The following is a 23,742-nucleotide window of genomic DNA, read 5'->3' as shown; positions in this document are numbered from 1 at the left end:
CGCCAAGCCTGGTCCCAGCCGCGGGGGCGCGGCCGCGATCACGAGTGCACGGGGTAGCCGAACTCGTGGCGCCGCGCCTCGTAGGTCTCGGCGATCACCTGCTCGAGCCGATTGCAGGCCTCCTCGACCCCGAGCTCCTGGGGATCCAGGGGCGGGAGGATGATCATCCCCAGGCGCCTGCGCGTGCGGATCGCCCGGTCGTCCTTGCCGAGGGCCTCGAAGGTGCCGAGCAGGACCACCGGCAGCAGCTTGCGCCCCTCCTCGGCGAGGATGCGGATGCCGGCGCGCTTGAAGGGCTTGAGCTCGCCGTCCTGGCTGCGCGTCCCCTCGGGGAAGATGACCAGCGGCCAGGGCGAGCTCTGGGCGGCCTCGCGGATCACCGTGCGCGCCGAGACCCCCTTGCGACGATCGATCAGCACCCCGCGGTTGCGCAGGTAGGAGCCGAACACCGGCATCAAGGTGACGATGCGCTTGGCGATGAAGCTGACCGAGTGGGGGAAGTGGGCCAAGATCAGCACCCAGTCGAGGTAGCTGAGGTGGTTCGAGGCGAGGGCGTAGTGCTCGAGGCCGCGGCAGTTCTCCTCGCCCTCGACGTGCACGTTCATGCGGACGACCTCGAGGATCCGCCTGCTCATCAGCCTGGCGATGTGCTGCTCGATGACCCCGTCACGGCGATCGATGATGTTCCCGATGAGCTTGAAGACGTGGAACCAGCTGATCAGAGAGAACAGGCGGATCCACTGCCAGGCGCGGAGAAGCTCGACGATGACTCGCATCGAAACCCGAAATGTGTCGCTCAGCCCCGGGCAACTTGCAACACTGTCAGGCGGCGGGGTCCGCGAAAGCGCGCTGATAGGCTTCTAGAGCCTCGTTCGTGAACAGCACGAAGTGCACTTTGACCACGCTGCCCCAGCCTGGCTGCGACTCCCGGACGACCGAGAGGGCGATCTGCGCGGCTCGGTCCACGGGGAAGCCGTAGGCCCCGGTGGAGATCGCGGGGAAGGCCAGGCTGCGCAGGCCACGTTGTGCGGCGATGCCCAGGCAATTGCGGTGGGCCGCGCGCAAGACTCGATCGGGCTCGGGGGTCCGGTGGTAGATCGGCCCGACCGTGTGGATCACCCAGGCGGCCGGGAGGTCGAAGCCAGGGGTGATGCGGGCCTCGCCGAAGGGGCAGCGGATCCCGTGGGTGCGCGGGAGCGCGCGACATGCCTCGAGCAGTTTGGGCCCGGCTGCGCGGTGGATGGCTCCGTCGACGCCACCGCCTCCGAGTAACTTCGGGTTGGCAGCGTTGACGATCGCGTCACACTCGAGGGTGGTGATGTCGCCGCGCGTGATGCTGATCTCGACGGGCATCCCGCGAGCATAGCGAGTACCGCTGGGGGCGTCGACGAGGCGGGGGTGCGCGGCTATGCTGCGCCCTCGCATGTCGCGCTACACCATCGTCGAACTCCACGGTGACGGCATCGCTCGCGAGCTCTCGCAGAGCGTGCACACCGTCGCGGAAGCCCTGCCCTTCGAACTCGACTTCGTCCCCGTCGACCTCTCGGATCAAAACCGCGAGGCCCGGGGAGACGTGATCTACGACGAGACCGAGGCCGCCATGCGCCGCCACGGGACCTCGATGAAGTACCCCACGGCCACGACCCGCGAGAGCCCCAACCGGGTGATCCGCGAGCGCTGCAACTTCGCGGTCATCCACCGGCCGGTGCACACCATCCCGGGGATCCAGACAAACTTCAGCAAGACCATCGACCTCGACATCATCCGCATCGCCACGGGCGGCACCTACGAGGACGCCGGGCGGCGGATCAACCGGGACACGGCGGTCTCGATCCGCACCATCGAGCGTCGGCCCTCGGTCCTCGCCGCGCGCTTCGCCTTCCGCCTGGCCCAGCTGCGCGGGACCAACGTGATCGCGACCTCCAAGTACACGATCCAGCAGGCCACCGACGGCCTGTTCCAGGAGGCCGCGCGCCTGGTCGCTCAGGACTACCCGGCCACGGAGTTCCGCGAGGAGCTCTTCGACGCCCTGCTCGCCGGGGTGATCATGCGACCCGAGCGCTACGGGGTGATCGTCTGCCCCAACGAGTACGGCGACTTCCTCTCGGACATGGCCTACGGCCTGATCGGCTCGATCGGCCTGGGCGACAGCGCCTCCTACGGCTTCAACGAGAGCGGCGAGGTCAGCGTGGCGATGTTCGATCCCGCGGGCGGCACCGCGCCCGACATCGCCGGTCAGAACAAGGCCAACCCGACCGCCGTGCTCATGGCCATGGCCAACATGCTGCGCCACATCGGCGAGGTCCCGGCGAGCAAGGCCCTGCGCGGGGCGGTGCTCGCCTCGATCGAGGCCGGTGAGAAGACCGCCGACATCGGCGGCCAGCTCAGCCTCAGCGCCTTCACCGAGGTGGTGATCGGGCGCATGAAGGACGCCCTAGGCTGAGCGGCTTCGCCCGCGGGGCAAACCAGGTTTCAGCTCGAGAGGGGCTGCTCGCGCCGGATCCGGCCGCGGGTGGCCCCTCTCGAAATTCGGTCGCGGTGAGCGATCGATGCGGCCGGTGGTACACGACAAAGTGAGCCGCGGGCGACGGCTCGCACGTCTTCGACGCTGGCCGGTTCAGCCCGGCCAGTCGGGCAGCGTCACGCCCTCGCAGTCCAGGACGGCGGTGTCCGTGTTGGGGCCGCCATAGAGCCCGCACTGATCGAGGTTGAAGAGCGTGGAGGCGTCGCCGGTGTTGTTCTGGACGCAGATCTCCTGGCCTTGCTCGAGCTCGTCGTCGCACTGGGGACGCACGCCGTCCCACAGCAGCCCCGGCCCGTCGTTGCCCTCGAGCAGGCTGGCGACGGGCTCGCTGGGGTCGTAGCCGATATTCGTGAGCGTGTTGTCGTGAACGTGGATCCCACGGTTCACGGCTGAAGCGCTTGGATGCTCGGTGGTCTCGAAGAGCTCGCCCGCAGTGTTGAGCATCACCACCCCGGCGGTGTCGTGGCTGTCGAGCTCGTTGTGGTCGATCTCGACGAGGCTGGCCGAGAGCAGGGCGACGCCGACCCCGCTTGGAAGATCGGAGTCGACCCAGCTCTCGGGGCTGATTGGCCAGTCCTCGAGGTTGTTGTCGTGGATGTCGTTCTCGTAGATTCGAGTGTTCGCTCCGATGATCCCATCGAAGTGCAGGAAGTCGTAGACCATGACGCCCATGGCGTTGTCGTGGAGCTCGTTGGCGAACACCCAGACGTCGGTGACGGCGGTGATGGCCACGCCTGCGGTGCTCTGCGAGACCAGGTTGTCGTGGACTGCGAGGCGGATCCCCGAGAACGCGACGATGCCGGCCGAGCGGGCGCCGGTGAGCGTGGACCCGCTCACCACGGCGTCGCTGGCTACATAGAGCTCGATGGCGTAGGTCCCGTGGCCGGTGGGGTCCTCGGACGACCATTGGACCGCGACCCGCGAGATGGTCGTGTTGGTGGCGGCGTAGACCGTGATGCCCTCGCCGGCGGTGTCCTCGATCTGGAGATCCTCGATGGTGACGCCGTCGGTTCCGTCGAGAACCATGACACCCGCGTCTTCGAGGGGCTCGCTCGCGCTCTGCTCGCTGAAGTCGAGGATGGTCTTGTCCTTGCCAGCGCCGCGGAGGGTCAGGTTGTCGATCGAGATGGACAGCTGCGTGGACAGCCCGCCGTAGTCTCCCGCCGCCAGGCAGATCACGTCGCCCTCGCTGGCCGCGGAGAGCATGCCCTGGATGACCGCGAAGTTGTCCTCGCTGGGCCCCGCCCAGGCGTCCGCGCCCTCGCAGTGCGCCGGCAGCTCGGCGCCGGTCTCCTCGCTCTCCTGGCTGGTGTCGGCCGCGTCGCTGACATCGGCCTCGTCTTCGGCTGAGACGAGGTCGTCGCCGCAAGCCACGGTGGCCATGCCGAGGGCGAGGCTCGAGCAGGCCGTTTGGAACCACGTGTATGGCGCAGCCATGCGTGGAGGATGCATGCATTCGCAGGTTATTGGGCGCTCAATCTGCATTGGAGGGCATGAACCTCGGTGACGGGCGCATGGATTGTTGGTGTGGCTCACCGGCTTGACGCTCCGTCAGCAGGTGAAGCTAAAGTCGCAGCCGTGACCAACGAGCGAGCTGTGTGCGTGGGAGTGCTCTTGACCTGTACGCTGACGATGGCGGCGTGCGGTCAGGGATCGAAGCAGGCGGGCGAGCCCGAGGTCGAGCCCGCGCCGTCCGAGCCCGCGCCCGCGCCGTCCGAGCCCGCGCCCGCGCCCGCGCTCGTGTCTGATGAGCCTGTCACGTCTTGCCCGCTGAGCCTGCCCCTCGACGCGCGCTACGAGCTGTCCACAGAGGGCGGCGCGCCGGCGAGCTTCGCCTACCCGGGGAAGATGTCGGCGCAGCCCCCAGAGCAGCACCGCTCGCGCTTCGTCTACACGGGCGAGGGTGATCAGATGCGCGCCAGCTTGTCCCTGCGCTGGCGCGAGCCCGTGCCCGTCCCCGGCTTCGAGAAGGGCACCCCAGCGGCGGACGTCGAGCTGGGCATGCGCTCGCTCGAGGCGTCGATCCCCGAGCACGTGAAGGCCCGCCGCGGCGAGCTCGAGGCGAAGGACGAGGCCGAGGTCGCGCCGCGCTACATCCTCTTCGAGGGCTTCGAGACCAAGCTCGACGGCGAGGTGGTCTCGCGGCGCAGCGAGGCCAAGCTCTACTGGCCCGCGGGCGACGGCGAGCACTTCACCAGCTACGAGATCGAGCTCGAGAGCGCGATCTCGGCGTGCGACGACCAGCTGGGGGCGCTCGTCGAGGCGGTGGTGCGCAGCGTCGACGGCCAGCCGCCGAGTAACGCAGAGGCTGGTTGAGGCTGGCTGCTACTTGGACTCGACGCCGGAGGGCGAGAACTCGAGGGTCAGCGTCTCTTCGGGGATCGTCAGGCGCGTCGTCTTCATCGGCGCGCCGGCCTTGGTCCGGTAGCTGAAGGTCTGCGTGCCGGGCCTGAGGCGGAGTGTGTGCTGCTTGGTCGCGAAGTTGTCGAGGACGTAGCTTCTCCGGCCGACGACGACCTCGGCCCAATTCGTGCCCGAGGAGAGGCGCATGGTGACTTTCGTACGGCTGACGGGCTGCTTTTTCGGTTTCTCTGGATCCGGCGGCTTCACAGTGGGGGCGATGGGTGTTTGCTCGGGCTCGGGCTCGGGCTCGGGCTCGGGCTCGGATTCGGGCTTTTCGACGGTGGGAGGCTCCTCGGGCTGAGGCTGGCTCGCCAGATCCGGGGCAGGACCCGAGGGGCTGGGATTGGACGCGACCTCGGCGGTCGGTGGCACCTCGGACTGGAGGTCGTCCTTGGTGCCTGAGACGAGCACGAGCGAGAGCGCTCCCGCGACACACAGGAGGCCACCGCCAGCCAGGCCGACCGCGAGCGGGACAGGAAATCGCGCGGGCGTGACCGCGGGGGCAGGTGCGAGCTGCCTGCTGTGGGTGAGCGAGGGCTCCGTCGCGGGGAGACGATCGCTGACGCTCATCGACGCGCCGGCGTGTCCCGTGGCGCTCGGCTCCGTGGCCTGCGAGTCGAAGGGGGAGGGGGCGAGCTGCGTATGGCCGTGAACGACCACCCGCGGCTGAGAGGCGGGCCGCGTGACCGCGCTGGGCCGCGTGACCACGCTGCGCGTCGACGCGTCGTAGGCCGACTCGGGCGCAGCTGCGATCGTCGTGGTCGCGGTGCTCAGGACATGGCGGACGAGCTCGTCGAGCTCGAAGCGCGCGTCGCGGTAGCCGGGCCAGGCGCTGAGCTGGCGAAAGGCCGCGCGGGCGCTGGGGATCCGCGCCTGGGCCAGGGGCTCGAGCAGCCCGCGGCGCAGCGCCTCGAGGCCCTCGGGGACGGTCTCGGCCGCGCGGACCATCGGGGGGTAGCTGCCATCGATGACCATGCCAAAGAGCTGACCCTCGTCGATGACCTTGGACCGAAACCTGACGCCGTCGAGGAGCTCGTGGAGCATCGCGCCGACCGCGAAGAGATCGAGGGTGGGCTGGCGGGTCTCACCGCGCAGCTGCTCGGGCGGCATGTAGCGCAGCTTGCCTTTGACGTGGAGTCCGCTGGTCTCCTCGGAGGACACCCGCGCGATGCCAAAGTCCATCAGCTTGACCTCACCGTGGATCGAGATCATCACGTTTTGCGGCGAGACGTCGCGATGGATCACCGTGCGCGGGACCCCGTCGACGACCAGCTCGTGGGCGAGGGCCAGCGCCTTGAGCACCTCGCCGATCACGAAGCCCACCTGCGCGTCGGACAGGCGCTCGCCCCGGGAAGCGAGCTTCTTCATCAGCTGCGCGAGATCGAGGCCCTCGATCCACTCCATCACCATGTAGCACAGCTGATCTTCGGTCTCGTCGGCGTCGAAGACCTGGACGATGTTGGCACCGTGTAGCTGCATGGACAGCCGCGCCTCCTCGAGGAACATCGCGCGCATGTTCGGATCGCGGGCCTTGTCGCTGTTCATCAGCTTGATCGCCACGCGCTTGGCCGCCCCGCCGAGGGCCTCGCGCTGGCCCATCCAGACCTCGCCCATGCCGCCCACGCCGAGGCGACGGGTGAGGGTGTAGCGTCCGATCTGTGGTCGTAGGGTCATTTTCTGGGGCTCTTTGGGGGGTGTTGGAGGGGGAGGGCGCTCAAAAGCGCAGGGTCACGCCTGCCATGACTTGGTGGCCGCGCTTGCCGGCGACGCGGACCTCGTCGACGGTCAGAAGGACGCCGGAGACGACGAAGAGGCCGCCGCCGATGGCCGTGAACGCGCCGCCGAGGGCAGGGGGGATGTCGTAGATCTGGCCGCACTCACTCTTGGTGGTGGTGTCGGTCGGCTTCTTTCGGGTATTGCTGCAGCGCCCGTCGAGGGCCAGGAGGGTGGCGCCCGTGGTGATGACGGCGACGCCCAATCCGAGTACCACTAATTCGACGGATCTGTGGGTGATTCTCTTGGGGGTCCGGGGGGAGCCATCTTCGGGATTTTGCTCTGGTGGTGGGTCAGGGCTCGGGTCCGCGTAGGAGATCAGGTGTTTTTGGATCTTATCGTCGAAGGTGACCTCGTAGTGTTTCCAGGGTGCAGGTTTGTCTCTTGCGCGGATCCAGATCTGGTGGGTGCCGAAGGCGAGCTCCTGGTCGTCGTCCGAGGAGACGGAATGCTCGTCGAGGAGCACCTCGCAGTCGACGGCGCAGTAGAAGAGCAAGGTCGCCAGTCCGGCTTCTTCTAGCGCGCGTGCGCGGTCTGCATGAAGGTCGGCCACATCTGGGCCGAAGGCGGTGACGGGCGCTTGGCCTCGAGGGTCGACGAAGATGAGCTCGTCCATGGCCTCGTTGGCGAGCGCTTGTTTGCCCTCAGCGAGGTAGAGGCGGATGAGGATGACGCGAGCCTCGAGGAGGAGCTCGCGGGGGGTCTCGGAGAGCTTCTCGGGAGTACTGGTGGCGGAGGCGATGGCCTCTTCGAGGTCAGCGATGGCTGCGGGGCGGTCGTCTCGGGCGGCTTCGTCGATGGCTTCTAAGAGGTCTTCAAAGTCATCGGATATCGATGCGATGTGGATATAGTGAGGAATTGGTAAATGTGTGGTTGCGCGCAGTGCTAGGTATGTAATTGTTGTGGCTGTGTATTGGTGAGACATGTCGTGTGTCTAATTTGGCTCAGTGCAGTACTTGTCGTCTACTAGGCAGCTTGAGTTACATGTGAGGTATCCGCTTTCAAAACCGAAGTCGAGGCATGTTAAGTTTCCTGAATATGTTCCCTCGCACTCTTCGTCAGGGTCAAGTATTCCGTCTCCGCACATGTTGCAGTATTCGCATTGTGATGTTGTTGCATTGCATTCCTCTTCGTCGCATAGTATTTGACCGCATTTTTTGTTTGATGTAGTCGCGCATGTTTTTTCACCTGTGTATTCTCCATCGCACTCTTCCCCGTATTCTTTGATTCCGTTTCCGCAGGTCGAACAGTTTTCTGTTCCGATGGATGTGCATCCGTTTTTGCAGCTCAGGCTTCCTGTGGTAAAACCGATGCTTTCACAGGTGGAGTTACCGAAATTTGCGCCGTCACAGACCTCCGGTCCATCCAGAGTTCCGTCGCCACAGGTGTAACAGTCGCTGATGTCGAATGTGCATTCAGAATTGCACGAGAGTGAGCCCGAATTATAGCCAGCGTTCGAGCAAGAGGACCCGCCGAGGTCGGAGCCATCGCATAGCTCTCCGCTCTCGAGCTGGTTGTTTCCGCATTCGGGATCAGGAGTCCCACTCTCGCTCGAGGTCCCGGTCGTCGTCTCGCTATCGTCTTCTGCACCGTCGTCTTCTGCACCGTCGTCCTCTGCACCGTCATCGTCTTCCGAACTGCTGGACTCGCTAGTACTTCCAGAGCTGCCAGTCGTGCTTTCGTCGGAATCACTGCCTTCTTCACTCGAGGTTCCGGATGGATCATCATCACTACTATCGGAGCTCTGAACACCCGAGGACTCGCTGGGGCCACTTTCATCTCCGCTTCCAGAACCCGTGTTCCCAGACTCTGCGCTCTCTTCCTCAGCTATGGGCTCATCTTGGCAGCCTTGGAGCGATTGCTCACTGCAAGGGTCGACCAAACACCCCGGTATCGCCAGCGCCAGAGCAAGTACAATGAGTGACTCTCGAAGTCCCAAAAAATGCGGAGGATTCGCGCGAATCGCTTCGTTTGAGGACGGCGGTTGGGCACCCGTCCCTTTTTTGGGCTCGCTCCGAGTTTGCAGTGGGGTGGATGCCTCGTCGCACATCACCCCGACAGTCGGTCAGGCCGAAAATTTGTTGGCGACTACCTGAACGACTCACGAAGCCAGACGACGATATCAACCTCGCGCATACGCACGACCCCCCGCGAGTACCAGGGCCACTACTGAAGCACCGAGACGATCAACCCAACCACCAAGATCGCCGCCAGGACCCCCAGCACCACCAAGAACACCTTCACCCGATCCACAGGCGCCTCCCCGACCACCTCGCCGCTCTGCCCGTTGATCAAAAAGCGCCATGGCCTGTCCCGAAAGCGGAAGGCGCCGATATAAATCGGGACCATCAGCAGGCGGACGTCCTCATCTTCGATCACCGGGCTGACCTTGCAGTGGACCAGCTGGTGCGCAGCGCTGATCCGCCGCATGTGGTCCGCCGCCAGGTCGCGGTGGGCGCGGAGCTTGGCGCCGCGGCGAGTCAGGGCGGGCGGCTCCCAGATCATCGTGGCGCCGTCGCGGGTCCAGGCGGCGGCGCGCTGCTCGTCGAAGGGCTGGAGGGCGTAGAGCTCGGCCTGGCTCAAGCCGGCGGAGGCGGGGACCATGTGGTGCAGGCGCAGGTGCTCGACGCCGGAGACCGGGGCCTTGCCGGACTTGGTCGCCGCGCGGCGCAGCCCGGCCCAGTGGGTCTCGAGGGCGCTGTGAAAGCGCCACGCGGGCAGCAACATCGGCCGCAGCTCGATGGCGGTGGTCCGCAAGATCGCCGGGCGAAACCACGAGCTGGTCGCCCACGCGCGGAAGCGGTCGTCGGCGTCGGGGGCAGAGACCTGCATGGGCAGCCAGGCGTCGGGGACGGGCAGGGGCTCCTCGAGCTGCTGGACCTCCAGGGTCAGCGAGCCGCAGAACAAGCACGCGGCCCCGGACTGGCGGGCGTCCCACACGACCACGCCGCCGCAGGACTGACAGCGCAGCAGGTCGCTCATGCAGGGTTCTCCAAGGCCAGGCTACTCGAAGCGCTTGGCTTTGAGAGCTGGGGAGGATTGGAGGGCGTCGTCTTGGCTGGAGGCCGAGCGGCGAGGACCATCTTCCCCACGCATCCAGGCGGGCCAGCGAGCGACCTCTTCCTTGGCTTGCTTGGCGGTCTCCCAGATCGCTCGGGCCTTTTGATCCCTGGGTTTGATCTTGATCTTGGTCGTCACTCAGTCCTCCTCGTTGCTGAAGAGCTCCGCGATGATACTGCTCGAGCGTTGCTCTCGCTCGATGTAGGAGATGGGCAACATGGGAACTCGCGCCATCGACGCCGAGCTGATCTCCCAGCTGGCTGCTTTTCCGCCCGTACCCCGCTCTTTTCGCTTCACAGGGTAGCCATCGCCCAGCTTCATCGAGAAGAGATCGAAGTAGCGGCGAGGGCCAACCCCCACGAAGGGCGCGAAGCTGACCTTGGTGCTGTCCGGGCTTGGCACGCTGGACTCGACGGTGGTGATGGCGTCGTCGTGGAGGTCCAGGGCCTTGCTCTTCTCGTAGGGCTCGATGTAGACGACCTGGCTGATCCCGGCGGCTACGATGTGCTTGGCGCAGTTGTGGCAGGGAAAGCTGGTCGCAACGCGTTGCGCGATCTCGCTGGCGATCTCGCGCTTGAGGCGTTCGTTGGCGTCGTATCCGCGGACATGGTCGCGCTGATCGCCTTTTCCAGGCCACTGAAGCCCTCCGTGCGCGGCGGGGGACGTCGTTGCAGCCGGTCGCCACGACGCCCACTTCTTCACGCCAGACGACCGCGCCGACTTGCCGCGAGAGGTCGCCCGAGCGAAGAGACGACGCGCAAGCCAGGAACATGGCGTGCTCGCCGGGCTCTGGGGACACATTTGGGGCGCCGAACACCAATCTCAAGAAGCGACCGAGCTGCTCTCTCAGCGTCTCGTCTTGGCGGATGAACACGTCGGCGAGCTGAAAGGCGGCGCGTGTGTTCTGGCCATGAGCGTTGGCCTCTCCGGCGTCACGCTGGATGATCTCGTCGATCTGCTCGCTGCTCAGGCCCTTTTGATCTTCGAGATAGGCGCGTCGCTCCTCCATGTCTGCGAAGATACCGATGAGGAAGAAGCCCGGACCATAGACTGCCCGGAGCGCACGAACCTCGTCTGGATGTTTGATGGAGCGCAGGATGTGTGCCGTGCGAGGCATACGCTCGGCGCGGCCCTGCTCGTCTTTGGGGCGTTTGTGGTGAATCTCGGCGAGAGCCCACAGCGCGAGGACCTCACCGGTTTTCGTTTGCTGGCCATCGGATGGGCCGGTGGCTCAGCCAGGAAGCCCCTTTGTGGCCAAAATGACGGCCAGCACCACCAGCCCAACCACCACCACCCCCGCCAAGACCGCCAGCGCAATCTTCAGCTTCGACTTGGGCACCACCCCCACGACCTCGCCCGTCTGCCCATTGACCAGCAAGCGCAGCTGCACGTCGCGGTGCTCATAGGACGCGATCCACACCGGCAGCAGCACCAGACGTCGCGCGCGGATCTCGATCTGGCTGGCGATCTGCTCGACGCGATTGTGGTCGCCGGGCAGGAGCTGGGCGGGGAGGCGCTGGCGTTCGGCGTCGCGCAGCTCGACGGTGGCGGTCTGGTCGGCGTTGACGGTGGCCACGCTGGGGAGCTCGGCCTCGAGGCCCGAGAGCATGCGGGGGTCGAAGTCGCGGGCCCAGCCGAGGTCGAAGGGCTCGAGGGCGTTGGACTCGGGCTCGCTGAGGCCGACGGAGGCGGAGACGAGGTGGTCTTCGATCTGGCGCGCGGCGCTGCCGGTGAGGGTGAACCACTCGGTCTCGCGCTTGCGCTGGGTCTGGGTCTTGCCGTTGATGTGGGTGGTGACGGTCCTGTACCAGTCGACGCCGACGCGGGCCTGGTATTGGCTGCGGACGACGCCCTCGTAGACCCAAAAGGGGACCAGCATGCCACGCAGGCCACGGCCGTCGACGCGCAGGTCGTGGAGCTCGCGCGGGGCCCAGCGGTGGCCGGCCAGGTAGGTGCGCAGGCGATCGAGGGCGCCGGGCTTGGGCACGCGGAAGGGGACGATGGCGTCGATCGCGGCGGTCGCCCGCGACTCGTCGACCATCGGCGCGCCACAGTAACCGCAGGTTGCGCTCAGGCCGACGCCGGTGAGCTCCACGGTCGCGCCGCAGCCCGTGCACTGACGCAGGTGTAGCGCCGGGCTCGGACCTGCCATGTGTGCCTGAGGAGGCTCCACGGGCCCATGCTACCGCGCATCGTCCAGCTCTGATAGCTTCCCGGTCCCATGTCCTACGACCACGCCGCGATCGAGGCCCGCTGGCAGGCCTTTTGGGATGAGCACGCGACCTTCGAGGCCAAGGTCGACGCGTCCCGGCCCAAGTACTACGTGCTCGACATGTTCCCCTACCCGAGCGGGAGCGGGCTGCACGTCGGTCACCCCGAGGGCTACACGGCCACGGACATCATGGCCCGCTACAAGCGCATGAAGGGCTTCAACGTCCTCCATCCCATGGGCTGGGACAGCTTCGGCCTGCCCGCCGAGCGCTACGCGATGAAGACGGGCACGCACCCGCGCACGCGCACGGACGAGTGCATCGGCAACTTCAAGCGCCAGCTCGAGCAGCTGGGCTTCTCCTACGACTGGTCGCGGGAGATCGCGACCACGGACCCCGGCTACTTCAAGTGGACCCAGTGGATCTTCTTGCAGCTGTGGGGCTGCTTCTACGACCGCGAAGCCCAGCGCGCCCGGCCGATCGCCGAGCTGGCGATCCCCCCCGAGGTCGAGGCCGAGGGCGAGGAGGCGGTGCGGGCCTATCGTGACGGTCGGCGCCTGGCCTACCTGCACGAGGCCCCGGTCAACTGGTGCCCGGATCTGCGGGTGGTGCTCGCCAACGAGGAGGTCGCCGAGCAGGTCGAGGCCGGCCACGAGGTCATCCGCGTGCCGATGAAGCAGTGGATGCTGCGGATCACCGAGTACGCCCAGCGGCTGATCGACGACCTCGAGGGCCTCGACTGGCCGGCGAGCGTGCTCGAGATGCAGCGCAACTGGATCGGCCGCTCCGAGGGCGCCGAGGTCCAGTTCCAGGTCGAGGGCATCGAGGGCGAGGCCGGCCGGCTGAGCGTGTTCACGACCCGGCCGGACACGCTCTTTGGCGCGACCTACATGGTCCTGGCCCCGGAGTACCCCGAGCTCGCCGCGCTGATGGAGCGCTGCGGAGTCGACCAGGCCACGGTCAGCGCGGTCGAGACCTACCAGCGCGACACGGCGCTGCGCAGCGAGCGAGACCGGCAGATCGACGCCGCCGAGGGCAAGAAGACCGGCGTGTTCACGGGCCTGCACGCGATCAATCCGGTCAACGGCGCCCGCGTCCCGATCTGGATCGCCGACTACGTGCTCATGGGCTACGGCACCGGGGCGATCATGGCGGTCCCCGGTCACGACAGCCGCGACCACGCCTTCGCCACGACCTTCGACATCCCGATCGTCCAGGTCGTCGCGCCGACCGACGGCGCGGCGGTCGATGTCCAGGCCGCGGCCTACACCGAGGCCGGCGTGGCCGTGAACTCGGGGCTGATCGACGGCCTGCCCACGGCCGAGGCCAAGGCCAAGATCACGGCCTGGCTCGAGGACCAGGGCAAAGGCGAGGGGCGGATCAACTACAAGCTCCGCGACTGGTTGTTCTCGCGCCAGCGCTACTGGGGCGAGCCCTTCCCCCTGGTCCATGGCCCCGGCGGCGAGGTCCGCCCGGTGCCCCTCGACGAGCTCCCCGTCACGCTGCCCGAGGTCGAGGACTTCAACCCCTCGGAGACCGGCGAGCCGCCGCTGGCCAAGGCGCTGAGCTGGCTGGTGCTGCCCGACGGCTCGCGGCGCGAGACCAACACCATGCCCCAGTGGGCGGGCTCGTGCTGGTACTACCTGCGCTTTTGCGATCCGGGCAACGGCGCGGCCTTTTGCTCGCCGGAGGCCGAGCGCTACTGGATGCCCGTCGACCTCTACATCGGCGGGGCCGAGCACGCGGTCTTGCACCTGCTCTACGCCCGCTTCTGGCACAAGGTCCTGTTCGACCTCGGCCACGTGCACACCCGCGAGCCCTTCCAGAAGCTGGTCAACCAGGGGATGATCCTCGGGGCCACCTACGTGCCCAAGCAGCCCGACGCCGAGGGTCCCAAGCGGATCTACGTGCAGGACGAGGTCGAGGAGGTCGAGGGCGAGTTCGTCCACAAGCAGACCGGCGAGGCGCTCACGATCCAGTGGGACAAGATGTCCAAGAGCCGCGGCAACGTGGTCAACCCCGACGACGTGGTCGAGGAGTACGGCGCCGACACCATGCGCCTGTACGAGATGTTCATGGGCCCGCTCGAGGCCAGCGCGCCCTGGCAGCCCGAGGGCGTGTTCGGCTGCTTCAAGTTCCTGGGCCGCGCCCACCGGCTCTTCTTTGCCGGTGAAGAGGGCGAGGCGCCGAGCCTGCGCGAGCTCGGCGAGGGCGAGGGCAACGAGGCCCAGCGCCGCCTGCTCCACCGGACCATCGCCGAGGTCAGCGAGCGCATCGAGCGGATGAGCTTCAACACCGCGATCAGCTCGCTGATGGTGTTCGTGCGCGACATCGAGAAGCAGGGCGGGGCCGTCATGGGCCGCGAGGCCGGTGGGATCTTCGCCAAGCTCCTCGCACCCTTCGCGCCGCACCTCGCCGAGGAGTTCTGGCGCGCGCTGGGCAACGAGGGATCCCTGGCCTACGCGCCCTGGCCCGCGGCCGATCCGGCGCTGCTCGTCGACGACAGCTGGACGCTGGTGCTCCAGGTCAACGGCAAGAAGCGCGGCGAGCTGGCGATCCCCGCCAGCCTCGACGCCAAGAAGGCGCGCGAAGCCATCATCGAGATGGCCACGAAGAGCGAGGCCGCCGAGCGCTTCGTGGGCGACAAGCAGCCCAAGCGCGTGATCTACGTGCCTGGGCGGCTGATCAACTTCGTGCTCTGAGCGGGCTCGGGCGCTGAGCGCTGGGAGCGGGACCTGCTCCCGACGAGCGCCTCGATGGGCGGCCGCGGCCGCGCCTCGAGGCGCTTCGTCATTGGGGGCTCGGGAGAGAGGCGCTCGCTGCGGTCCCTGGGCGCGAGTGTGGTCTTCGAGCAGGCCGAGGTCGTTGAGGTATGATGCAAGCGCGCATGGATCTCGACACGAAGCGCAAGATCAAGGCCGCCTGCCGCCCGGACGAGCCGGTCGCTACGGATGACCCGCGGCACTACGACTTCGACGTACCCACCAGGCTGCGCGGGTTGCCCTGGCGAAGCTGGTTGGCCGATGAGATCCTCATGTCCTCCGGGTCCACGGCGCAGCTCGTTACCGGTCTGCGTGGAAGCGGGAAGACCACTGAGCTGCGTCAGCTCGAGGTCGCGCTCGAAGAGCAGGGCTACGAGGTCATCTACGCGGACATCGGTCGCTGGCTCAACGACCGTGAGCCGATCACGGTGAGCGATCTTCAGCTGAGCCTCGTGCTCGCGCTTTTTTCCGCTGCCATGCCTGAGGGGGCGTCTGAACGCGTTCGGGAGTTGTGGCGTCGCGTGAGCAACCTGCTTTGGGCCGACGTCACGCCTGCGGTGGGTGGAGGCGGGCCGGTGTCGGTGCAAGCGGGCCTGGAGATCTCCGACACGGTTTTTCAGCAGGCTTCTCGCAGGCTTCGAGAACAAGATGGCCTACGCAAGGGCGTGTTCGATCTGATCGCGGAGCGGGTGAAAGACGGGAAGACCGTGCTCTTGCTCGACGGGGGAGAGAAGCGGGCGACGGGGAATTTGGACGCGGACGAGGTCCGGGCAAAGTTTCAAAACGCATGGTTTGCGGCCTTCATTCACGAGGGCCAGGGGCTCCGGCCGCCTGTCCATGTGATCTACACGGTGCCGCCATTCATGATCCGGCGGACATCGGAGCTCGCCGCGAGCTTTGGCAGCGAGCTGCGCTTCTTGCCCATGGTTCGCGTGTTCGAGCGCAGCATGAAGGTGAGCCGCGAGGGCCTCGAGGCGATGGTCGAGGCGCTGGCCTTGCGAGTGCCGATGGCGTACTTCGAGGACGCGGCCACGCCAGCTTGGCTCGCGGCGCACTGCGGGGGCTACTTCCGCGACCTCTTGCGATTCATCAATCACATGCTTCACGTGGTTGGTGAGCGGGCGCAGTTCAGCCGCGCTGACGCCGAATTTGCCGTCGAGCAGGTTCGTCAGACCTACACGCAGGGCTTGGGGCTGAGCCTCGAGGAGCGACAGATCCTCAAGCAGCTCTACCGGGAGAAGAAGCTCGGCGAGTTCCCCAGCGACGAGAAGGCGCGGGTGCGCATGGATGTGCTGCTCGAGGGCAACAAGATGTTCCGCTATCACAACGGCCGAGACTGGTACGCGGCGCATCCCTTGTTCAGGGGGCTCCTCGAGCTCGAGCCGGCGTTGACCTGGGCCGAGGCCGAGGGGTTCGGCGAGGACCCTTGAGCAGCCACGCGCGGAGGGCAGAGGATTGGCTCGCCCTTGGTGACAATCGGGACGCGTGGGCGCGTCTGTCCGAAGGGCTGCGCCTGGCCGGCAGCTTCGAGCTGTTGATCGCGGAGGTCGTCGGGCCCGAGGGGGCGGCGCAGTTGAGCGCGCTCGCCGGGGCGCACGCGCGCGCGCTCGGGCGGGCGCTCGTGGAGCTCGACGCGGCAGATGAAGACGTCGTCTCTCAGCTGAGGGCGCTTCACGGGGAGGCCGCGGCGCTGATCGTGCTCGACACCGTGGGTGCGAGCCGCAGAGCGTCCGAGCAGCTAGCGAGCTGCCTTCGGACCCTCAACCCGCTGCGAGATCAGCTGGCCGCGGAGCTCTCGAGCCCGGTGCTGATGATCCTGCGACCCGACGGGCTCAGGCGCCTCTCCGATCTGGCCCCGGACCTGTTCAGCGTCCACACCGCTCGCTTTCGCTTTGTCGGCGGGGAGCACCCCACGCTGGAAGACCGCCCGCGGTGGCTGATCCTCGACCATGAATGTGCCGGGCTGCTGGGGATCGATCCCAGCTTTGGCCCGGCTGATCGCAGCAGGGAGCCCACGCTCGCGCGTGAGCCTCCACAGCCAGGTTTGCTCATTGGGCGGGAGCTGGAGCTGGACGGCCTCGTCACTGGGCTCGAGCCTGGGCTCGAGCAGGTGATGACCCTGGCGGGTCCGCCTGGCGTCGGGCGGACGGCGCTGGTCGCCGCGGCCGTCGAGCGTGTTCGTGCGCGCTGGGATCGCGTGGTGTGGCTGGACTGTCGGCTCGAGAGGAGCTGGGCAGACAGCGACGCGATCATCGACGCCGTGCTCCGGGTGTTGGCCCCCAAGGAGACACCCCCCTTGGCCGTGGAGGACGCGAGGGGACGCTTCGAGGCGCTGACGACCCGCGAGGCGGTGCTGATCGTCGCGGACGATCTGAGCAGCCCTGGTCCCACGCCCGGGCGGCGGTCTTGTCTGCTGCGGATCACGGAGGCGTTGGCGGCAGGTGAACGCGGCCAGACCCTGGCGCCCTTGGCGGGCGCGGACCTGGACGCGCTGGTGGACGCGCAGGGGGTGCCAGACGAGGCGAAGGCGTGGGTCTGTGACGCGAGCGAAGGCCTGCCTGCTGGTGTTCGACTCTGGGCACGATGGCTGCGTGCGGGCGGCAGCCTCGAACTCCAGCGACCGCCAGCAACGCCGTCGTTGGCGGAGCAGTGCGCAGCTTTGGCGCGAGGGCTCGGCGACGAGGCGTGGCGGGTATACGACGAGCTGCAGGCGCTCTCGGGCTGGATGGACGCATTCGAGCGCGGGCCCGTCGTTGGGCCGGGACTGGCGGCGCTCGTGGATCACGGTGTGGTGGTCGCGGAGGAGGAGCTGCTTCGGTGGGCGGAAGACGGGATCGGCGGGTGGACATCGGTGCGCCGCGACACTGACTGGGGCCGCCTCGCCCAGGTCGCCGAAGGACCGCTCGCGGATCAGCTTCACAACACCCTGGCGACGCTCCTGCAGATCAGCAGCGTGCACGCCATGTTGCTCTCGTGGGGGGTGGAGGCGAGCGACGTCGAGCGCTGCGCGGCCTCGATCGCGCCCGCGCGGCGGGCCGAGGTCTTTCGGGCGGCGACCGACGCGTTGGTGTCGAGTCGCGAGGAAGAGGCGCGGCTGCTGACCCAGGGGGTGGAGGCGGCCTTGCGCTGCGGGCAGGTCGAGCGCGCGCATGACTTGCTCGATTTGTCGAGGCGTTGTGGGTCCATACCATCGCGCTTGTCGATGTTGGTCGAGCTGCGACCAAAGGAGTGGGACAGCGATGCGATGGCAGGGCTGGCGGGGGCGTTCTTGGGCTTTGAGCAGGATGATCCAGCGGACGACGCGATGCGGCTCATCCTTGGAGAGGAGCCCATGGGCCGCTATGGGCGACCGTCCATGCCCACGGCGCCCGCGGCTCGGGTGGCCTTGGCCCTGCGCTCGGATCCGTGCCCGGCGGACGAACTGCTCGAGCTGGCCCTGGCCCTCGATGCCGACACGCCTCTCGATCGCCTGGCCGCGCACTTCGTCCATGCTCGCCTCGCGTGGATAGGGCTCTTCGAGGACGACTGGTCTGGCTTCGCCCGCAGCTTCGCGCAGGTCGAGGCCAGCGCGCGGGCCTGGGGCTGCCCCTATGCGTTGGCGCGCCTTCGCCTGCTCGAGCTGGCGGCGTTCGAGGCCCGGGGCGAGCTCGATCGCTTCGCGGCCAGCTTCGAGCCTGCGCTGGCCGCGGTCGATCGCTGTCTTGGCAGCCGCTCGCGCGAGGCGACGGGGCTGCTTCAGCACGCTGCGTGGGTCATGACCGAGCTCGACCGCAGCGATGAGGCCGACGCGCTGCTTGGCCAGGTCCGAGCGCGGCGCCGCGATATTTGAGGCGCCCAATGCCGGGCCGCCTCGAGAAAAATGCGCGAGATGATGGTTATTTGGATCCGAACGAGGACCTCCTCACACGAAGGTCCCGGGCACAGCCCCCCCCCGACAGGAACTCGAATGACGATGTCTTTCTACCCCTACAAGCGCGCAGGCCTGGTCCTGGGCCTATCCACGCTATTCTTCGCGGCTGCACCAGGAGCCGCGCACGCGACGATCTACTTCTCCGCGCCGGGCGAAGCTGGCTCCGAGAACTTCCCGGTTGCGCCGACCGAGCTGATCGCCGTGGACGAGACTACGGGCCAGGTCACGGCGCTGGGTTCGGTGACCTACGAGGGCGAGGACTCCGCGATCAGCGCGTTGGCGATGTCTCCCCAGGGCGAGGTGATCGGCTTTTTGCTGCTCGATCCCCAAAACGATCTGACCGCGAGCATCGCGGTCAGCATCGATATCGACACGCTCGTCGCCACGGCCGTCTCGGAGCCCTTCGTCGCCCAGCTGAACGGCGCGGCCTACGATCGCTTTGGTGGTCTGTGGGTCACGGACCGGTCGACCGCGACGATGATGCCCTTCGTGATCGGCGACGCGGATCCGCTGAAGACCGACCAGGCCTTCGCGCTGCCCGTGCCCCCGGAGCCCTATACGAACAGCAACGGCCACGACATCGCCTTCGACGTCGATAACAACTGCTACTACATCGCAACCTCGTCGAACTCCTCGTCGCCGCTCTATGCCTGTGACGTCGAGGCGGGCAGCTTCGAGGAGATCGGGCCGCTGCTGGGCGCGGGCTTTGGCAACGACCCGGAGACGGACTTCAACTCGTCGTGCCTGGCCTTCTCGCTGTCGAGCACCGACTGCGAGCAGGTGATGGCCGCATGCGACGGCTGGGCCGAGGACGAGGTCGGGATCGTCGATCTCGACACCCTGACCTTCAACCAGACCGCGACCTTGGGGGTCAACCTGTCTTGGTACAACTGGCCGGACATGGCCGGGTTCCCCTCGGTCACCAACACGCCGGAGTGTGACTTCTGCGGCAACGGCGAGCTCGACATGGGCGAGGAGTGCGACGACGCCAACGAGGTCGACGACGACGCCTGCTCCAACGCCTGCCTGTGGAACGACAGCGACGGCGACGGGGTCCACGACGGCGACGACGTGTGCCCGGGCTTCGACGACAGCGTGGACACCGACGCGGACACGATCCCCGACGGCTGCGACAACTGCCCCGAGGACGCGAACCCGGATCAGGCCGACGCCGACGAGGACAACGTCGGCGACGTCTGCGACGAGAGCTCGGAGACGGACACGACGGACGGCTCGGAGACGGATACGACGGACGGCTCGGAGACGGATACGACGGACGGCTCGGAGACTGGCGAGTCGGGCAGCGATGAGGGCGACGAGTCGGACTCGGGGGATGACGTCGGCGACGAGTCGGGCGAGTCGGGGAGCGGCGCGACCTGCGGCACGGACAACCCGGAGTGTCTGCTGGATGACGGCTGCACGAGCTGCAGCAGCGATCCCAAGAAGTCGGCGCCCTACAGCTTCATGGTCTTCATCGGCCTACTGCTGCTCCGGCGTCGTCGCCGGAGCTGATCGCCGTGACGAAGGGGCGCTGACGCGGCTCGCGGCCGGGGATGGTCTGGCCCGGCCGCGGGCGCGTCTGCGCTGCTCGGCGTCAGCCTGGCTCGGCGTCAGAGCAGGCCGCTGCGCCGGCGGAGGATCCACTCCCCGCCAAAGGCGCCCAGGGCGATCACGACCATGAGCCAGCCGTCCCACAGCGGCCGATCTTCGCGGCCGTCCGCGGGGCGCTCGAGGTCGTCGAGGGGCTTCATCGGCAAGCTCGCGGGCAGGGTGTCGCCGGCCGGGCCGTCGACGAAGCGCCCGCCGCTTTGCTCGGCGAGCGCGCGCAGCAAGGCGGTGCCGGGGTCGGCGTCGACCTCGGCCAGCTCTCGGCCGCCGCCGCCGATCAGGAACACCCGCCGGGCGGCGACGCCGAGCTCGGGGGCGTCGTCCTCCTGGGCGCCGGCGGGCTCGCCTCCGGGGCCCTCGCGGGTCGCCACGGCCTCGTAGGCCCCGGGCCCGAGGCCCTCGAGGCGGGTGGCCGCGCGGCCGAGGGCGTCGGTCGTCAGCGCGCCCTCGCGGGCGTCGGCCTTGGGATCGCCGCTGGCCTCACCGCTGGCTTCTTCGGGCTGGTCGGGCTGGTCGGGCTGGTCGAGCCGGCGGATCTCGTAGTGGACCTCCACCTCGGGCTCGGGGGCGTAGCTGGCCGAGACCGTGCGCACCGAGAGGTCCACGGCCTCGCCCACGGCGTGCTCGCGCTTGCCGATCTCGAGCACCAAGCGGTCGGCCGAGGCGTCGCGCAGCAGCCAGCGCACGGCGCCGAGCCACAGCAGGTCGTAGGGGCGGGCGCCGTCGATGAGCGGGAGGTCGGGGGCGAAGCCCAGGCGCCAGGTCGCGCCGGTGGCCAGGACCATGACGCGGCCCTTGCCGGGCTCGGCCACGCTGAGCAGGGGCGTCGGCTGACCGCCAGCGCGGGCGCTGGGGTGCTCGAGCAAGGTCGTGGCGCCGATCGAGGCGGCGTGGGGGGCCATGGGCAGGGCGTTGAAGCTGTCGAGGGCCGGCAGCCCCCGCCAGTCGGCGCGCCCGCTCTCGCCCAGCCAGGCGGTGATCGGGTGGCGCACGCCGGCCTCGGCCAGGCGCGGGGCGAAGGGCTCGCGCTGGAGCCCGGCGAGCTCGCGGGTGTCGACGGGCATCAGCTTGGCGATCGCCGCGCTGGCGTAGTCGCCGGTCGCCAGGCCCATGTCGCCGCCGATCACCACCAGCGAGCCGCCCTGCTCGACGTAGTCGGCCACGTTGCCCAGGTAGGTGTCGTGGCTGACGGCGTCGAAGTTGTGCATGATCACCAGGTCGAAGCTGCCGAGCTGCTCACGAAAGAGCTCCTCGGTCGGGAAGGCGATCAGGCTCATCGGCGCGGTGCCGTCGTCGCGCAGGGTGTCGTCCCAGTCGCGCAAAATGTAGTAGCTGAGCAGCTCGACGTTGGGGTCGCGCTTGAGCAGGGTCCGCAGGGCGCGGACGTCCCAGTCGGGGCGGCCGGCGACGTGCAGGACGCGGACCTTGTCGCGCAGCACCTTGATCACGAAGGCGCGGCGGTTGTTGGCGAGGCTGGCCTCGGGCGGGTCCTCGCGCGCGGGGCGGACGCGGAATTCGTAGACGAACTGCCCGGTGCGATCGGGGGCGACCTCGAAGCGCAGGGTCTGGCGGTCGCTGTCGCCGCTGACGGCGGCGCGCTGCGTCTCGACCAGCTCGCCGTCGCGGCGCAGCTCGACGATCACCTGCTCGCCGTCGAAGCCGTGGGCGACGAGCTCGGCGGAGAATTCGGTCACGTTCTCGACGAAGGCGAACTCGCCGACGTGGAGCTCGGAGATCGCCAGGTCGCGCAGGGTCGGCGCGCCGAGGGCCGCGGTGGTGATCGGCAAGTCGAGGTCGGCGGCGACGGCCTCGAGGTGGGCGGCCTCGGCCTGGCCGCGGACGACGAGGCCGTCGGAGGCGACGACCACGGCGGCCAGCGGGGCGCCCTCGCCCCGGGCGGCGAGCTGCCGGGCCTCGGCGAGCTCGACGAGGGCGCGGGTCAGATCCGAGGCCGCGGCGTCGGGCTCGATCGCCAGGGCGTCGGCCTGGTCGCGGGTCAGGGGGGTGGTCCGGGAGCCGAAGGCGCGGACCTCGACGTCCACCCCGGGCTCGCCGCGCTCACCCTCGCGCCAGCTCGCCCGGGCGTCGGCGCTGGCCGACCACAGCGCCGCCAGGCGATCCCAGCGGCGGGTGGTCTCGCTGCCCGGATCGGCGCCCTCGGGGGCGTCGGCGAGATCCATGCTCGCCGAGCGATCGAGGAGGACCACGACCCGGCGCGCGCTCCCGGTCCAGGTCTGCTGGCGCAGGCCGAGCTCGAGGACCACGCAGACCAGGGCCGCGACGGCGACCAGGCGCAAGCTGAGCAGGGCCCAGGCGCTGCGTCGCCTGGTCCGGGTTGTGCCTCGGTGGGCGCGGACCAAGGTGAGGCCGGCCTCGCTCAGGGCTGCGCCCACGCACAGCACGAGCACGGCCCAGCCCAGGGGGCCGAGCTGGTGACCGATGATCAGCGACCAGTCGCTGCTCATGCTCATTGCCACCGCCGGCTGTGCAGCAGGGTCTCGACGTGGGCGCGGTCGGACTTGTAGTCGGTGCAGGTCGCGTAGAGCAGGATGTTCACCCCCAGGCGCATGGCCCACTCGCGCTGGACGTTGCCGCCGGGGGTGCACGGCCAGCGGTGCAGCCCATCGTCGCCGCGGGCGAGGGCGCCGCCGAGGTCGTTGGGGATGTAGAGCAGCTTGATGCGCCCCTCGTCCTGGACGCCGAGCAGCTCGTCCTCGGCCCGGGTCCGCCCGGCGGGGAAGTCGATGATGTAGAAGCTGCGGTAGAGCACGTGCTCGGCGGCGATCGGCGTCAGCTCGCTGCCCGGGAGCACGCGCGCGACGAGGGCCGCGAGGTCATTGCGAAAGCCGCGATCCGTGCCCCCGTCGGCGTCGTCGAAGACGATCATCCCGCCGAGATCGACGAAGCGCCGCAGGGCGTCCTCGCTGGCTCCGGCCCCGGCCTGGGTGCTGGCGGCGAGGCTGGGCAGCCCGCCGCGGCCGGCGACGTACAAAAAGGGCGTGGCGAACAGCTCGTCTTCGTTCAGCGAGACCGTGGTCGGCTCGTGCATCGGTGCCAGGCGCGTGCGCAGGCGCAGCTCCTGACCGAGCTCACGCATGGCACCAGGCCGCGGGTTCCAGTCGCCGCCGTACTGGAGCTGGGGCAGGTCGATCTGTAGCTCTGGCCCGGCGCTGGGCCCAAAGAGCGCGCGGGCGTCGGGCTCGAGGTCGTCGTCGGTGGCGGAGGGCGGGGCGGCGAGGGCCGACCGGGCGAGGCTCGAGGCCGCCGCCGCACCAGCGAGGGCCGCCGCGCCCCTGACGAGCCCGCGCCGGGACCAGGGCAGGGCCGGGCTGGAGGCGTCCAATGTGCGCTCGCGGGGCCGTCCTTCGCCGGCTGTGAGGCCTGCGAAGTGGGCGAGGTCGCGCGTCACGGGCTCGAGCTCGGGCGAAGCGGGCTCGCTCGAGGACAGCGCGGGGTGTCGAGGTGGTCGTCGGCCTCGCATGGTTGCGGGGC

Annotated in this window: 19 protein-coding genes; 7 read left to right on the top strand and 12 right to left on the bottom strand. The window is 68.4% G+C overall.

The features are described 5' to 3' along the window. Window positions 1-38 precede the first annotated feature (38 nt). Both G6O69_RS33965 and G6O69_RS33960 read right to left on the bottom strand, forming a co-directional pair. On the bottom strand, window positions 39-776 hold the full coding sequence (locus G6O69_RS33965) for a lysophospholipid acyltransferase family protein (RefSeq protein ID WP_172307622.1): 738 nt from the start codon (window positions 774-776) through the stop codon (window positions 39-41). A 46-nt stretch (window positions 777-822) separates the two neighbouring features. Further along, the gene (locus tag G6O69_RS33960; protein WP_172307621.1) at window positions 823-1,353 is read right to left on the bottom strand and encodes an O-acetyl-ADP-ribose deacetylase; all 531 of its coding nucleotides are present in this window, start codon (window positions 1,351-1,353) and stop codon (window positions 823-825) included. Window positions 1,354-1,423: 70 nt separating this feature from the next. Here G6O69_RS33960 and G6O69_RS33955 point away from each other — a divergent pair, with 70 nt between their 5' ends. Continuing rightward, entirely contained in the window at window positions 1,424-2,443 is a 1,020-nt protein-coding gene (locus tag G6O69_RS33955; RefSeq protein ID WP_255215947.1) for an isocitrate/isopropylmalate family dehydrogenase, read from the top strand. A gap of 174 nt (window positions 2,444-2,617) precedes the next feature. Here G6O69_RS33955 and G6O69_RS33950 read toward each other — a convergent pair whose 3' ends face one another. Beyond that, the gene (locus G6O69_RS33950) at window positions 2,618-3,961 is read right to left on the bottom strand and encodes a parallel beta-helix domain-containing protein (protein ID WP_172307619.1); all 1,344 of its coding nucleotides are present in this window, start codon (window positions 3,959-3,961) and stop codon (window positions 2,618-2,620) included. A gap of 141 nt (window positions 3,962-4,102) precedes the next feature. Between G6O69_RS33950 and G6O69_RS33945 the strand changes: the two genes are divergently transcribed. Then, the gene (locus G6O69_RS33945; RefSeq protein WP_172301287.1) at window positions 4,103-4,840 is read left to right on the top strand and encodes a hypothetical protein; all 738 of its coding nucleotides are present in this window, start codon (window positions 4,103-4,105) and stop codon (window positions 4,838-4,840) included. 9 nt (window positions 4,841-4,849) lie between these two features. On the opposite strand, the gene G6O69_RS33940 is transcribed toward G6O69_RS33945, so the two are convergent. Beyond that, window positions 4,850-6,601, bottom strand: coding sequence for a serine/threonine-protein kinase (locus G6O69_RS33940; RefSeq protein WP_172307618.1), 1,752 nt, complete (start codon window positions 6,599-6,601; stop codon window positions 4,850-4,852). Between the two features lie 40 nt (window positions 6,602-6,641). Beyond that, window positions 6,642-6,917 (bottom strand): hypothetical protein, encoded by a 276-nt coding sequence (locus G6O69_RS33935; protein ID WP_176397252.1) that lies wholly within the window; start codon window positions 6,915-6,917, stop codon window positions 6,642-6,644. A 321-nt stretch (window positions 6,918-7,238) separates the two neighbouring features. On the opposite strand from G6O69_RS33935, the gene G6O69_RS33930 reads away from it, so the two are divergent. Continuing rightward, entirely contained in the window at window positions 7,239-7,508 is a 270-nt protein-coding gene (locus tag G6O69_RS33930) for a hypothetical protein (RefSeq protein ID WP_176397251.1), read from the top strand. 126 nt (window positions 7,509-7,634) lie between these two features. Here G6O69_RS33930 and G6O69_RS33925 read toward each other — a convergent pair whose 3' ends face one another. The 5 genes from G6O69_RS33925 to G6O69_RS33905 all read right to left on the bottom strand — a co-directional run bounded on the left by G6O69_RS33925 (window position 7,635) and on the right by G6O69_RS33905 (window position 11,912). Next, a complete protein-coding gene (locus G6O69_RS33925; protein WP_172307616.1) occupies window positions 7,635-8,582 on the bottom strand; it encodes a hypothetical protein in 948 nt (315 codons plus the stop codon). A gap of 284 nt (window positions 8,583-8,866) precedes the next feature. Further along, window positions 8,867-9,682 carry a hypothetical protein gene (locus tag G6O69_RS33920; protein ID WP_172307615.1) on the bottom strand — a complete coding sequence of 272 codons (816 nt, stop codon included), beginning with the start codon at window positions 9,680-9,682 and terminating at the stop codon, window positions 8,867-8,869. 21 nt (window positions 9,683-9,703) lie between these two features. Further along, window positions 9,704-9,898 (bottom strand): hypothetical protein, encoded by a 195-nt coding sequence (locus G6O69_RS33915; protein WP_172307614.1) that lies wholly within the window; start codon window positions 9,896-9,898, stop codon window positions 9,704-9,706. Beyond that, window positions 9,899-10,462, bottom strand: a complete 564-nt coding sequence (locus tag G6O69_RS33910) for a hypothetical protein (protein ID WP_172307613.1) — start codon at window positions 10,460-10,462, stop codon at window positions 9,899-9,901. Window positions 10,463-10,991: 529 nt separating this feature from the next. Next, on the bottom strand, window positions 10,992-11,912 hold the full coding sequence (locus G6O69_RS33905; RefSeq protein ID WP_172307612.1) for a hypothetical protein: 921 nt from the start codon (window positions 11,910-11,912) through the stop codon (window positions 10,992-10,994). A gap of 69 nt (window positions 11,913-11,981) precedes the next feature. Here G6O69_RS33905 and leuS point away from each other — a divergent pair, with 69 nt between their 5' ends. The 4 genes from leuS to G6O69_RS33885 all read left to right on the top strand — a co-directional run bounded on the left by leuS (window position 11,982) and on the right by G6O69_RS33885 (window position 20,154). Then, the gene (gene leuS / locus G6O69_RS33900) at window positions 11,982-14,672 is read left to right on the top strand and encodes a leucine--tRNA ligase (RefSeq protein ID WP_172307611.1); all 2,691 of its coding nucleotides are present in this window, start codon (window positions 11,982-11,984) and stop codon (window positions 14,670-14,672) included. Window positions 14,673-14,842: 170 nt separating this feature from the next. Next, entirely contained in the window at window positions 14,843-16,162 is a 1,320-nt protein-coding gene (locus G6O69_RS33895; protein ID WP_176397250.1) for a hypothetical protein, read from the top strand. After that, window positions 16,159-18,561 carry a hypothetical protein gene (locus G6O69_RS33890; protein WP_172307609.1) on the top strand — a complete coding sequence of 801 codons (2,403 nt, stop codon included), beginning with the start codon at window positions 16,159-16,161 and terminating at the stop codon, window positions 18,559-18,561. The genes G6O69_RS33895 and G6O69_RS33890 overlap by 4 nt, the downstream gene beginning before the upstream one ends. Window positions 18,562-18,684: 123 nt before the next feature. Then, on the top strand, window positions 18,685-20,154 hold the full coding sequence (locus G6O69_RS33885; RefSeq protein ID WP_176397249.1) for a hypothetical protein: 1,470 nt from the start codon (window positions 18,685-18,687) through the stop codon (window positions 20,152-20,154). Window positions 20,155-20,252: 98 nt separating this feature from the next. On the opposite strand, the gene G6O69_RS33880 is transcribed toward G6O69_RS33885, so the two are convergent. Next, window positions 20,253-22,721: a hypothetical protein gene (locus tag G6O69_RS33880; protein ID WP_172307607.1), complete on the bottom strand. Its 2,469-nt coding sequence runs from the start codon at window positions 22,719-22,721 to the stop codon at window positions 20,253-20,255. After that, window positions 22,718-23,731, bottom strand: a complete 1,014-nt coding sequence (locus tag G6O69_RS33875) for a DUF4159 domain-containing protein (protein ID WP_172307606.1) — start codon at window positions 23,729-23,731, stop codon at window positions 22,718-22,720. The genes G6O69_RS33880 and G6O69_RS33875 overlap by 4 nt, the downstream gene beginning before the upstream one ends. Between the last annotated feature and the right edge of the window lie 11 nt (window positions 23,732-23,742).

The organism is Pseudenhygromyxa sp. WMMC2535 (genome assembly GCF_011083025.2).
The sequence above is the reverse complement of the archived record's forward strand: the minus strand, read 5'-3'. Positions and strand labels throughout refer to the sequence as shown.

Excerpts from the sequence above, each read along its gene's own strand:
- G6O69_RS33965 (WP_172307622.1), bottom strand. The coding sequence starts at position 776 with ATGCGAGTCATCGTCGAGCTTCTCCGCGCCTGGCAGTGGATCCGCCTG.
- G6O69_RS33960 (WP_172307621.1), bottom strand. The coding sequence starts at position 1,353 with ATGCCCGTCGAGATCAGCATCACGCGCGGCGACATCACCACCCTCGAG.
- G6O69_RS33955 (WP_255215947.1), top strand. The coding sequence starts at position 1,424 with ATGTCGCGCTACACCATCGTCGAACTCCACGGTGACGGCATCGCTCGC.
- G6O69_RS33950 (WP_172307619.1), bottom strand. The coding sequence starts at position 3,961 with ATGGCTGCGCCATACACGTGGTTCCAAACGGCCTGCTCGAGCCTCGCC.
- G6O69_RS33940 (WP_172307618.1), bottom strand. The coding sequence starts at position 6,601 with ATGACCCTACGACCACAGATCGGACGCTACACCCTCACCCGTCGCCTC.
- G6O69_RS33930 (WP_176397251.1), top strand. The coding sequence starts at position 7,239 with ATGAAGGTCGGCCACATCTGGGCCGAAGGCGGTGACGGGCGCTTGGCC.
- G6O69_RS33920 (WP_172307615.1), bottom strand. The coding sequence starts at position 9,682 with ATGAGCGACCTGCTGCGCTGTCAGTCCTGCGGCGGCGTGGTCGTGTGG.
- G6O69_RS33905 (WP_172307612.1), bottom strand. The coding sequence starts at position 11,912 with ATGGCAGGTCCGAGCCCGGCGCTACACCTGCGTCAGTGCACGGGCTGC.
- leuS (WP_172307611.1), top strand. The coding sequence starts at position 11,982 with ATGTCCTACGACCACGCCGCGATCGAGGCCCGCTGGCAGGCCTTTTGG.
- G6O69_RS33895 (WP_176397250.1), top strand. The coding sequence starts at position 14,843 with ATGATGCAAGCGCGCATGGATCTCGACACGAAGCGCAAGATCAAGGCC.
- G6O69_RS33885 (WP_176397249.1), top strand. The coding sequence starts at position 18,685 with ATGTCTTTCTACCCCTACAAGCGCGCAGGCCTGGTCCTGGGCCTATCC.
- G6O69_RS33880 (WP_172307607.1), bottom strand. The coding sequence starts at position 22,721 with ATGAGCATGAGCAGCGACTGGTCGCTGATCATCGGTCACCAGCTCGGC.
- G6O69_RS33875 (WP_172307606.1), bottom strand. The coding sequence starts at position 23,731 with ATGCGAGGCCGACGACCACCTCGACACCCCGCGCTGTCCTCGAGCGAG.